Here is an 11804-nt window from a genome sequence, read left to right on the forward strand (position 1 = left end):
CCGTCAGATTCCTCCCCGACGACCCACCCCCACCCGAACCCGAACCCGACCACGCGCCGTTCTGAACCGCCACCTGGAGGGTCAGGCCTGCCTCCTGCCGGTCAGGTTTTTCACCTGCGGGTCAGGTCTGCCATCTGGCGGATTGGGTTCACCGCCTGCGGGTCACGTCTGCAACCGGGGCGTCAGGTCTTCCACCGGGGATCCGGTCTTCCACCGAGGCGTCAGGTCTGCCACCTGGCGGATCGCGTTCTCCACCGGGGGTCAGGTCTGCCACCGGGGGTCAGGTCTGGCACCGGGGGTCAGGTCTGCCCCCGGGATCCGGTCTTCCACCGGGGCGTCCGGTCTTTCCACCCGGGGTCGGGTCTGCCACCTACGGGGCAGGCCTGCCGCGCGGCGGCCGGGTCTGCCGCGCGACGGCCGGGCTCCGCTCGCACACCCGTTCGGACGGGCAGTGGAACATCGATGCGAAATGGCCGGGCACACACCCCCGTCCTCCGGTGGCTCGTTCCGGCGAACCGCGCGGACGGTGTGTCGCCGCGCGCGGCGCCCTGTCGGGCTGCGCCTCGGGGATGGAGGCCTCAGTCCGCGAGACCCCGGCGCTCGAGCAACGGCTGGATCTCGGCATCCCGACCCCGGAAGTCGCGGTACGCGGCGAGCGGATCGGCCGAGCCACCCACGCCCAGCAGCCGCGAGCGGAAGCGGTCGCCGTTCTCGCGGGTGAGTCCGCCGTTCTCGCGGAACCACTCCACCGTGTCGGCGTCGAGCACCTCACTCCAGATGTACGAGTAGTACCCGGCGCTGTAGCCGCCCGAGAAGACGTGGGCGAAGTACGTCGAGGAGTAACGGGTCGGGACCGCCGGGTTGTCCAGCCCGATGTCGGCGAGCGCCCTCGCTTCGAACTCCGCGACGTCGATATCGGCGGCGGCCTCGTCGACCGAGAGGCCGTGCCACGCCTGATCGATCCAGGATGCCGCGAGATACTCGCTCGTGGCGAAGCCCTGGTTGAACGCCTCCGACGCGTGCAAGCGCTCGACGACGGCGGCGGGGAGGGGCTCGTCGGTGTCGATGTGGCGCGCGTAGTTCGTGAGGATCTCGGGCCAGAGGATCCACATCTCGTTCACCTGGCTCGGAAACTCGACGAAATCACGGTGCACGGCGGTGCCGGCGAAATGCGGATAGGTGACGGTGGCGAAGAGGCCGTGCAGAGCGTGCCCGAACTCGTGGAACAGGGTCGTGACCTCATCGAGCGTCAGCAGCGTGGGCGTCCCCGGGGCGGGCTTGTTCACGTTGAGGTTGTTCACCACCACCGGCGCGGTGCCGCGCAGGGCGGACTGCGTGACGATCGAGTTCATCCACGCGCCCCCGCGCTTGGTGTCGCGCGTGTAGAGGTCGAGCAGGAAGAGACCGAGCTCGCTGCCATCGGCGTTGTGCACCTCGAACACGCGCACGTCGGGGTGGTAGCCCTGCAGATCGTGCCGTTCGGCGATCGTCACGCCGTAAAGCTGCTCGGCGGCGAAGAAGACGCCGTCGCGCAGCACGCGTTCCGCCTCGAACCAGGGGCGCAGCGCCGCACGATCGAGGTCGTACTCGGCAGCCCGCACCTTCTCGGTGTAGAACGCCCAGTCGCGAGCGTCGATCCGGATGCCGTCGGCCTCAGCGAGGCGCTGAAGTGCCTCCTGCTCGGACAGGGCGTTCTGCGCGGCGGGTGTCGCGAGACGTCGGAGGAGGTCGCGGGCGGCTTCGGGGGAGCCGGCCGTCTGGTCGGCCAGAATCGCGGCGGCGTGGGACGGGTATCCCAGGAGAGCGGCGCGTTCGGCGCGCAGGCGGACGATCTCGCGCAGGACTGACCGGTTGTCGTGCGCGTTGCCACGAGTACCGCGCGAACGCGACGCCTCGAGCAGACGCCGCCTGCTCTCGCGATTCGTGAGCGACGCAAGGAAAGGATGCCCCGTGTAGAGCGTGAGGGTGACGACGTAGCGACCGTCGAGCCCGCGCGCAGTCCCCGCCTGTGCGGCGGCCGAAAGTTCGCCGTCGCTCAGTCCGTCGAGCTCGGCCACGTCGTCGAACACGACCGCGAGATCGTTCGTGTCGGCGAGAAGGTTCTTCTCGAAAGTCGTCGTCAGCACCGACAGGCGCTGGTTGAGATCGGTCAGATGCTTCTTCGCGTCGTCGTCGAGACCGGCGCCCGCCAGCGACATCTCGCGGTGGTGGCGTGCGACGAGGTAGCGGCTCTCAGCATCCAGGTCGAGGTCGTCGAGTTGCGCGTGGACGGCGGCGATCCGGTCGAACAAAGCGGAGTCGAGCTGAATGGCGTCGCTGTGCGCCGCCATGAGAGGTGCGAGCTCCTCCTCGATCGCCTGGATCTCCGCGGTGCCGTCGGCCGAGGTCACGGTGTAGAAGGTGCGGGCGACGCGGTCGAGCAGCTCGCCGCTGCGCTCGAGCGCCACGAGCGTGTTCTCGAAGGTCGGCTCGTCCGTCTGCGCGGTGATGGCGTCCACCTCGGCCCGGTGCGCGGCGAATGCCGCGTGGAACGCGGGCAGGTAATGCTCCGGACGAATGCTCCCGTACGGGGGCAGGTCGTAGGGGAGAGCGGGCGGTGAGAGGAGGGGATTGGTCACGGCATCCGTCATTCATCCAGCGTAGCCATCCGCTTCGACACGCGATGCAAAGAATCGTTTGCATTCTTTACATTGCAAAGATATATTTGCATCATGACGGAACAGGATCCCCGGGAACGCGTCCTCGACGCGGGCGCACTCCGCGCCCTCGCACACCCACTGCGCGTTCGGCTTTTCGACCTGCTCAGCCAGTACGGCGCTCAGACGGCCAGCGGCCTCGCGGCCCTGACGGGGGAGTCGACGGGAGCCACGAGCTACCACCTCCGCACCCTCGCCCGACACGATCTGATTCGCGAGGTCGAGGGACGCGGGACGGCGCGCGAACGCTGGTGGGAGCGCCCCAGGGGAGCGGTCGCGCTGTCGAATCCCGAGCTCGCCGAGACGCCCGCCGGCCGCGCCGTTCAGGAGGCGGTCGCGAGCGAGACGCTGACACTGCGTCAGGAGCAGCTCATGCGATTCGTGCGCGACGGATGGGAGGAGACTCCCGAGTGGCGCGAAGCCACCCTCATCTCGACCGCCAGCGCGCGCTTGACCGCCGCCCAGATGGCCGAGCTCAGCGCTCGGCTTCGGGCCGTCATCAACGAGACGGTCGCCCAGCACCGCCACCAGACCGGGGACGACGTGCGCGTGGTGTCGATGCGCGCCGACGTCTTCCCCCTGCCCACCCGAGGAGCCTCATCATGAGCACGCTGACCGCACCGCTCAGCACGACCGCACCACGCGCACTCGCGCCCACCGCTCTCGATCGAGCACTGCTCGTCCTCTCGCGCGTGCTCGCGCGGACCGCTGAATCACGCATGCAACGGCGAGCGACGCGCCGCCTCGACGACGAGGTCCGTCGAGTCGCCCGCGAGCGCGGGCGGTCAGCGATGGCCGACGCCGAGTTCGCTCTGCGGGTGCGGTGACGACACGCGGGTCTACCCCCGCCGCCGTCAGCGGCCCGGGCTGTCGCTCAGGCGAACTCGTCGCCCTCGTCGTAGCGCACGACGACCTCGCCGGTGGCATCCTGCGTCACGACGACGCCGGTGTCGAGTTCGGCGACCGGGCGACCCTCGAGGAAGGTCAGGGTCCACCGCGGGGCGGGGGCGCTGAGCCCGTCGGGGTTGAGTGCCTCCTCGACCGCGGCGATCTGTGCGTGCAGCGCCTCGGGAACAGCTTTCGGCGGCTGCTCGCGGGCGGTCCAACGGGTTCCGAGCTGCATCAGTCCTCCTGGGGTGCGAACACGATGTCGGTGACGGTGGTGGCGTCGGCCTGGGCGAACGAGATCGCCTCGATCCGGCCGACGGCGCGAAGGTCGCCCTCGGCCAGACGCAGGGCCTCGATGTGCGGGCCCGACACGGTCAACGACGTCACCCGCGTCTTCTGCGAGGCCTTGGCCTCGGTCTTGGCGCGACGGATGCCGATGAGTGCGGCGCTCACGGCCGTGAGCACGGCCGGGTCACCCTCGATGCCCAGCGGCTCGGGCCACGCGGCGGTGTGCACGGAGCCCTCCTCGAACCACGACCACACCTCTTCGGACGCGAACGACAGCACGGGGGCGAACAGGCGCACCAGCGTCGACAGGGCCGTGCGCAGCGCGAGGGCCGCGGAGGCCTGGCCCACGTCGGTCTGGTCGTAGGCGCGCTCCTTGACGAGCTCGAGGTAGTCGTCGCAGAACGTCCAGAAGAACGACTCCGTGATCTCGAGCGCGCGAGCGTGGTCGTACGCCTCGAACGCGGCGGTCGCGTCGCGCACCACGGCATCCAGGGTCGCGAGCATCGACGCGTCGAGAGCGTGCGTGACCTCGGCTCCCTCGGGCACCGGGAACGACAGCACGAACTTCGCCGCGTTCAGCAGCTTGATCGCGAGGCGCCGACCGATCTTCACCTGCGTGGGGTTCTGCGGGTCGAAGGCCGCGTCGGTGCCGAGGCGGCTCGACGCCGACCAGTACCGCACCGCGTCGGAGCCGTGCTGCTTCAGGATGTCGGCGGGCGTGACCACGTTGCCCTTCGACTTCGACATCTTCTTGCGGTCGGGGTCGACGATGAAGCCCGAGATCGCGGCATCCGACCAGGGGCTCCGGTCGTCCTCGAGGGCGCTGCGCAGCATCGTCGAGAAGAGCCACGTGCGGATGATGTCCTGACCCTGCGGGCGCAGATCGAACGGCGACACGAGGTTCCACAGTTCCTCGTCGCGCTGCCAGCCGCCGGCCAGTTGCGGGGTGAGCGACGACGTCGCCCACGTGTCGAGGATGTCGCGCTCCGGGTCGAAACCGCCGGGAACGCCCCGCTGATCCTCGGTGTAGCCCGGGGGCACGTCGGTGGTCGGGTCGACCGGGAGCGAAGCGAGGTCGGGCGTCAGCACGCGCGCGTAGTCCCGCTCGCCGTTCTCGTCGAGGCCGTACCAGACCGGAATCGGCACACCGAAGAAGCGCTGGCGCGACACGAGCCAGTCGCCGGTGAGGCCGTTGGTCCAGTTCTCGAAGCGCACGCGCATGAAATCCGGATGCCACGACATCTCGCGACCGAGCGAGATCAGGCGCTCGCGCAGCTCGGCATCCCGTGCGCCGTTGCGGATGTACCACTGACGCGTCGACACGATCTCGAGCGGCCGGTCGCCCTTCTCGAAGAACTTCACGGGGTGCGTGAAGGGCTTGGGCGCGCCCTCCATGGCCCCGGACTCCTGCAGCAGCTCGACGATGCGCTTCTTGGCGCTGAACACGGTCTTGCCCGCGAGCTCGCCGTACGCCGCCTTCGCGGCATCCGTCGAGATCACCTCGGGGGCGTCGGCGACGATCCGACCGTCTTTGCCGATGATCGTGCGGTTGGGCAGGTCGAGCTCGCGCCACCAGATGATGTCGGTCACGTCGCCGAACGTGCAGATCATGGCGATGCCCGAGCCCTTGTCCTTCTGCGCGAGGGGGTGCGCGAGCACGGGCACCTCGACGTCGAACAGCGGGGTGCGCACGGTCGTGCCGAACAGCGGCTGGTAACGCTCGTCGTCGGGGTTTGCGACGAGCGCCACGCACGCCGGCAGCAGCTCGGGACGCGTGGTCTCGATGAACACCTCGCCCGAGCCGTCGCTCTTGGCGAAGCCCACGCGGTGGTACGCCGCGGGCTGGTCGCGGTCCTCGAGCTCGGCCTGAGCGATCGCGGAGCGGAAGTCCACGTCCCACAGCGTCGGCGCGAGCGCCTGGTACGCCTCGCCGCGCTCGATGTTGCGCAGGAACGCCAGCTGGCTCGTGCGGATCGAGTCGTCCGAGATCGTGCGATAGGTCTGGGTCCAGTCGACACTCAGGCCCAGCTCGCGGAACAGCTCCTCGAACTGCTTCTCGTCTTCGATCGTGAGCTGCTCGCACAGCTCGATGAAGTTGCGGCGGCTGATGGGCACCTGGTCGGCGGCCTTGCTGCTCTTGTTGTCGCCGCCCGCGAACGGCGGAGTGAAGTCGGCGTCGTACGGAAGCGAAGGGTCGCAGCGCACGCCGTAGTAGTTCTGCACGCGGCGCTCGGTGGGGAGGCCGTTGTCGTCCCAGCCCATCGGGTAGAACACGGTCTTACCGCGCATGCGCTCGAAGCGCACCTTCACGTCGGTGTGCGTGAACGAGAACACGTGGCCGATGTGCAGGCTTCCGGATGCCGTCGGCGGCGGCGTGTCGACCGAGTACACGCCCTGCCGGCCGGCCTCGGCCGCGCGGAGGCGGTCGAAGACGTAGGTGCCGCGCTCGCGCCACGCGGCATCCCATTTCTGCTCGAGGCCTTCCAGCGCGGGCTTGTCGGGAATGATGGCAGCCATGGGGTACTCCTCGAGCGATATGGGCGGCACTGTGTGAGCGTGCCTGATGGGTTCGGCATCCAGGATACCGGGGGAGTCGGGCCCGAGCGTGCGCCGCGCAGATCCGGAGACCGGCCGGAGATCCGGACCGATCCGCGCGATTCGTCCGGATCTGGCGACGATCTCCGGATCCGCGCACGGCACCGCCCCGCGCGACTTTCCGCACCCCGTCCAGGAACCCGGGTAGGCTGAAGGTTCCCCATCGAAAACTCCGAGGTTCTTCCATGCCTTCAGTGCGTACCCGCCGTCTCCTCGCCGCGGTCGCCGTCGCCGCGGTCGCCGCCCTGTCCCTGTCGTCGTGCGCGGGAACGAATCCCGCGGCGGATGGTGACGGCGAGCTCGTCTGGGCGATCGAGGGGGCCAACCTCTCGGCCGGGCACATGGATCCGCAGACGAGCCAGCTCGACGTGTCCGCGATGGTGCAGCGCGCCGTGCTCGACTCGCTCGTGTTCCAGGAGGCGGACGGCTCGTTCTCACCGTGGCTGGCGACCTCGTGGGACGTCGAGGACGGGGGCGCGACCTACGTCTTCCAGCTGCGCGACGACGTGACCTTCCACGACGGCACGCCCTTCGACGCCGCGGCGGTGAAGGCGAACTTCGATCGCATCTCCGATCCCGAGACGGCCTCGGCGCAGGCCGCTTCCATGCTCGGCGGCGAGCTGTACGCCGGCACCGACGTCGTCGACGAGCACACCGTGCGTGTGCGCTTCTCGCAGCCCTACGCCCCCTTCCTCCAGGCGGCGAGCACGGCCTTGCTCGGCTTCTACTCGCCCGCGGTGCTGTCGTCGAAAGCCGACCAGCTCAAGGCCGGCGGTCCGGGCGTGAACGTCGGCACCGGCCCCTTCGAGCTCACCGAATACACGCCCGACCAGGACATCGTGTACACCCGCAACGACGACTACGCGTGGGGTCCCGACGGCGGCGGCAAGCCGGCGTTCAAGACGCTGCGCGTCGACATCCTCCCGGAGGCCTCGGTGCGCCTCGGCGCGCTCTCGAGCGGCCAGGCCGACGTCGTCACGAACCTCCCGCCGAACCTCGTGTCGCAGGTGCCGAGCGACGACACGGTCGAATCGATCGCCTACCCCGGTCTTCCCTACTCGCTCTTCCTCAACGAGAAGTACGGGGTCTTCGCCGACCAGAACGTGCGTCAGGCCTTCACCCGCGCGATCGACGTCGATACGGCGGTACAGGAGATCTTCTTCGGTCAGTACCCCCGCGCCTGGAGCATCCTCGGCGCCACCACGCCCGGCTACGATGCGAGCCTCGAGAACGCCTGGCCTTTCGATCCGACCGAGGCGAACGCTCTGCTCGACGCGGCCGGCTGGACGGGACGGGATGCCGACGGCATCCGCACCAAGGACGGTCAGCGTCTCTCCGCCCGATGGATCGCCTGGACCCCGGTACCCGATGACCGTGCAGCGCTCGCGAACGCGATCCAGAGCGATCTGAAGGCGGTCGGTTTCGACCTGCAGCGTGAGGTGCTCGAACCCGGCGCCTACAACGAGCAGTACGGTCCGAAGACCTTCGACGTGACCGACTGGGGCTTCTCGGGCGTCGACCCCGACCTGCTGCGCAGCCACCTGGCCACCGACGGGTTCCAGAACGCCTCCCAGGTCAGCGACCCCGCCCTCGACGCCCTGCTCGAAAAGGGTGCGTCGACCACGGACCAGGCTGCCCGGGGCGCCGTCTACGCCCAGATTCAGCAGTGGAACCTCACCCACGCCGCGATCGTGCCGCTCTACAGCCCGACATTGATCAGCGCGGTGACCCCAAAGGTGTCCGGCCTCACGTTCGACCTCTACGGTCGTCCGCTGTTCGCGACCGCCTCCGTCGGCTGAGCCCGCCGGGTTCCCCGCACATTCCTCGGATGCCACGCTCTCGCACGCGCGCGATCCTGTCGCGCATCGGTGGGCTCGTGGCATCCGTCGTCCTCGTGCTCTGGGGAGCGGCGACGCTCGCGTTCGTCGCCTTCCGGATCATCCCGGGCGACCCGGTCGACGTGATGCTCGGCCCCCAGGCGCAGGTCAGCGACGCGGTGAAGGACGGGATCCGCGCGGAGCTCGGCCTCGACCGGCCGGTCCTCGAGCAGTACGGCGCGTTCCTCGGACGTCTCGCGCGCGGTGACCTCGGGGAGTCGTACCAGTTGCGGCTGCCCGTGACAGAGGTCATCGGACGCCAGCTCGGATCCACGCTGCAGCTGGCGGCGCTCGCCCTCCTCATCGCGGCGGTGCTGGCCCTGGCATCCGCGGTGCTCGTGCGGGGGAGGACGGGCCGGGCCGTGGCATCCGGGATCGAGCTCGTCGTGCTGTCGTCGCCCGTGTTCTGGACGGGATTGGTGCTGCTGAGCGTGTTCTCATTCCAGCTCGGCTGGTTCCCGGTGTCGGGGGCGCGTGATCCGTCGGCCATCGTGCTGCCCGCGGTGACCCTGGCGCTTCCGGTCGCGGCGCTGCTGGCCCAGGTGCTGCGCGACGGGGTGCAGGCGGCGGAGCGCGAGCCGTTCCTCATCACGGTGCGGGCACGCGGGGCGACGCCCCTGCGCGAGAGCGTCCACCACACGCTCCGCCACGCCGGCGTCGGGGCGGTGACCCTCACCGCGTACCTCGTGGGCTCGCTCCTCGGCGGGGCGGTCCTCGTCGAGACGGTTTTCGCTCGCCCGGGCATCGGCCGCGTCACGCTGACGGCCATCACCGATCGCGATCTGCCGGTGATCACGGGAGTGATTCTTCTGAGCGCCCTCGTCTTCGTCGTCGTCAACACGATCGTCGATCTCGTCGTGCCCGTGCTCGACCCGCGCCTGCGCCGAGCGGCGGCGGCCGTGCAGGTGCGTGCGGGGATACCCGCATGAACGTGGGACGTGTGGTCGGTCTCTCGGTCGCCGGCGGGGTCCTCGCCGTCATCGCCCTCGCGGCCGTCGACCCGGGGCTCCTCGCGACGCATGACCCGCTCGTGACCGACGTCCGCGCAGCCCTGCAGCCCCCGAGCGCCGCGCACTGGTTCGGCACCGACCAGAGCGGTCGCGATGTCTACTCGCGCGTGGTCGCCGGCGCCGGGCGCTCGGTCGGCATCGGGCTCCTGGCCACGGCCCTCGCCTTCGTCGTCGGCGTGATCGCCGGCTCGCTCTCGGCCGTCGCCCCGCGGCTCGTGGATGCCGGAGCCATGCGCATCGTCGACGTACTGCTGGCATTCCCCGAGTTCCTCGTCGCCCTTCTCGTCGTCGCCGTGCTGGGTCCGGGTCCCGTCAACGTCGCGATCGCCGTGACGATCGCGGCGGTCCCCGTCTACATCCGTCTCGCGCGGGCGCAGACGCGGAGCCTCGCGGCGGCCGAGCACGTCGAAGCCGCGCGTATCGTCGGCGTGCCCGCCGTCGTCGTGCACGTGCGTCATGTGCTTCCCGGCGTGATCGGGGCGGTCAGCGTGCTGGCGACGATCGGCATCGGTACGAGCATCCTCGCCGCGGCCGGGCTGAGCTTCCTCGGTCTCGGCCCCACCGAACCGACGCCGGAATGGGGTCTGATGCTCTCGGCGGGACGCAACCTGCTCCTGCAGGCCCCGTGGGTCGCCGTCTTCCCGGGCCTCGCGATCACCGCGACGGTCGTGAGCGTGAGCGTGATCGGTCGCATCCTGCGCTCCCGGGCCGAGGAGCGGGGCGCATGAGCGGCCTCCGCGTCCGCGATCTGCGCATCGCGGCGGGGGAGGCCCTCCTCGTCCGCGGCCTCGACCTCGACGTGGCTCCGGGGGAGTGCGTCGCCCTCGTCGGCGAATCGGGCACCGGCAAGTCCCTGAGCGCCAGAGCGCTGCTCGGACTCCTCCCGAGCTCGCTGTCGGTCAGCGCCGCCGCGCTCGAGGTCGACGGCGTCGACGCGCGCAACCTCGACGAGCGCTCCTGGCGCCGACTGCGCGGGCGGCGCATCGCCCTCGTCTCCCAGGATGCCCTGGTCTCGCTCGACCCGCTCCGGCGCGTCGGTGCCGAGGTCGCGGAGCCGCTTCGCATTCACCAACCGTCCGTCCGCGGCGATGCCCTGCGCACCCGGGTGCGTGACGTCCTCCAACGCGTCGCGCTGCCCGACCCCGACCGGCGCGCGCGCCAGTACCCGCACGAGCTCTCGGGCGGCCTCCGGCAGCGTGCGCTCCTGGCATCGGCCCTGGCCGCCGATCCCGCGATCCTCATCGCCGACGAACCGACGACGGCCCTGGATGCCACCGTGCAGGCGCGCGTGCTGGATCAGCTTCGTCGCATCGCCGACGACGGCGTGGCTGTCGTGTTCATCAGCCACGACCTCGCGGCCGTGCGGCGCGTCGCCGACCGCGTGATCGTCCTGCACGACGGGAGCGTCGTCGAAACAGGCACCACCGCCGAGGTCCTCTCCTCACCGCGCGATCCGCAGACGCGCGCGCTCGTCGCCGCGACGCAGCACGAGATGCTGCACCGCGCCCCGCGTTTCGACGCACCCCTGATCGAGGGTGACGGCCTGCGGAAGAGCTTCGGAGACCGCGTCGCGGTCGACGACGCGAAGTTCGCCGTGCACCGCGGTCGAACGCTCGCGGTCGTGGGTGAGTCGGGGTCGGGCAAGACGACGCTGGCGCGCATGATCGTCGGGGTGAGCGCGCCGGATGCCGGGACCCTCACGTTCGATGGACGCCCGTGGTCTCCCCACGCGGCGCGCGGGGCTGCTCGTCGCCGCGTGCAGCTCGTGCAGCAGAACCCCTGGGGCGCCCTGGATCCGCGGTGGACCGTCGCCCGGACGCTGACCGAGGCGGTCGCCGCGAGTGGCGTGCCGCGGCCCCGGCGACGCACGGAAGTGGACGCTCTCCTGCACGAGGTCGGGCTGAGCCCGGCCTTCGGGCGGCGTCTGCCCGCGCAGTTGTCGGGGGGACAACGCCAGCGCGTCGCGATCGCCCGGGCGTTGGCGACCGATCCCGACCTCCTCGTGCTGGACGAGCCGGTCTCGGCGCTCGATGCGACCGTCCGCGCGCGGATCCTCGATCGCCTCCGCACCCTTCAGCGCGAGCGCGAGCTCGCCATGGTGTTCATCACGCACGACCTCGAGGTCGTCTCGGGGATCGCCGACACCGTGATCGTCATGAAGGACGGGCGCGTGGTCGAGGCCGGCGCGGTGTCGTGCGTGTTCGCCGAGCCGCGGCATCCGTTCACCCGGGAGCTGCTGGCGGCGTCCACGCTTCCGCCCCCTCCCGCACGGTGAGTGTCCAGGACACGCCGTCACGCTCGCGGTTCGTACGGCGTGTTCCGGACGCTCGAGGGGAGTGGGGGCGGGAGGCCGGACGACGGCCCGCGGAGTGCGGAACAAGCGCGTAGAATGGACGGATCAGCACCGATCCGGCCATCACCGGGGAGCTCGCGGAAGAAACGGGTCCAGG

At 70.3% G+C, this 11804-nt stretch carries 9 protein-coding genes; 6 read left to right on the top strand and 3 right to left on the bottom strand.

Features of this window, described 5'->3' with window-relative positions; genetic code table 11:
• Nucleotides 1-578: 578 nt before the first annotated feature.
• The gene (locus NS220_RS00765) at nucleotides 579-2630 is read right to left on the bottom strand and encodes a M3 family metallopeptidase (protein ID WP_058622211.1); all 2052 of its coding nucleotides are present in this window, start codon (nucleotides 2628-2630) and stop codon (nucleotides 579-581) included.
• A gap of 81 nt (nucleotides 2631-2711) precedes the next feature.
• On the opposite strand from NS220_RS00765, the gene NS220_RS00770 reads away from it, so the two are divergent.
• Together NS220_RS00770 and NS220_RS00775 are read left to right on the top strand one after the other, a co-directional pair.
• Nucleotides 2712-3302 (top strand): winged helix-turn-helix domain-containing protein, encoded by a 591-nt coding sequence (locus tag NS220_RS00770; RefSeq protein WP_058622212.1) that lies wholly within the window; start codon nucleotides 2712-2714, stop codon nucleotides 3300-3302.
• Nucleotides 3299-3523: a hypothetical protein gene (locus NS220_RS00775; RefSeq protein ID WP_058622213.1), complete on the top strand. Its 225-nt coding sequence runs from the start codon at nucleotides 3299-3301 to the stop codon at nucleotides 3521-3523. The genes NS220_RS00770 and NS220_RS00775 overlap by 4 nt, the downstream gene beginning before the upstream one ends.
• Before the next feature lie 47 nt (nucleotides 3524-3570).
• On the opposite strand, the gene NS220_RS00780 is transcribed toward NS220_RS00775, so the two are convergent.
• On the bottom strand, nucleotides 3571-3819 hold the full coding sequence (locus NS220_RS00780) for a hypothetical protein (protein ID WP_058622214.1): 249 nt from the start codon (nucleotides 3817-3819) through the stop codon (nucleotides 3571-3573).
• On the bottom strand, nucleotides 3819-6389 hold the full coding sequence (gene valS / locus NS220_RS00785) for a valine--tRNA ligase (protein WP_058622215.1): 2571 nt from the start codon (nucleotides 6387-6389) through the stop codon (nucleotides 3819-3821). The genes NS220_RS00780 and valS overlap by 1 nt, the downstream gene beginning before the upstream one ends.
• Before the next feature lie 263 nt (nucleotides 6390-6652).
• On the opposite strand from valS, the gene NS220_RS00790 reads away from it, so the two are divergent.
• From NS220_RS00790 to NS220_RS00805, 4 genes are read left to right on the top strand one after another with little or no spacing between them, the layout of a single operon-like run.
• Entirely contained in the window at nucleotides 6653-8266 is a 1614-nt protein-coding gene (locus NS220_RS00790) for an ABC transporter substrate-binding protein (RefSeq protein ID WP_058622216.1), read from the top strand.
• Nucleotides 8267-8295: 29 nt separating this feature from the next.
• Complete coding sequence (locus NS220_RS00795) at nucleotides 8296-9273, top strand: ABC transporter permease (protein WP_058622217.1); 978 nt, start codon at nucleotides 8296-8298, stop codon at nucleotides 9271-9273.
• The gene (locus tag NS220_RS00800; protein ID WP_058622218.1) at nucleotides 9270-10082 is read left to right on the top strand and encodes an ABC transporter permease; all 813 of its coding nucleotides are present in this window, start codon (nucleotides 9270-9272) and stop codon (nucleotides 10080-10082) included. The genes NS220_RS00795 and NS220_RS00800 overlap by 4 nt, the downstream gene beginning before the upstream one ends.
• Nucleotides 10079-11629, top strand: a complete 1551-nt coding sequence (locus NS220_RS00805) for a dipeptide ABC transporter ATP-binding protein (protein ID WP_058622219.1) — start codon at nucleotides 10079-10081, stop codon at nucleotides 11627-11629. The genes NS220_RS00800 and NS220_RS00805 overlap by 4 nt, the downstream gene beginning before the upstream one ends.
• Nucleotides 11630-11804: the final 175 nt, after the last annotated feature.

Origin of the sequence: Microbacterium testaceum (genome assembly GCF_001476655.1) — a bacterium.
In the GTDB taxonomy this organism is placed as follows: Bacteria; Actinomycetota; Actinomycetes; order Actinomycetales; family Microbacteriaceae; genus Microbacterium; species Microbacterium testaceum_C.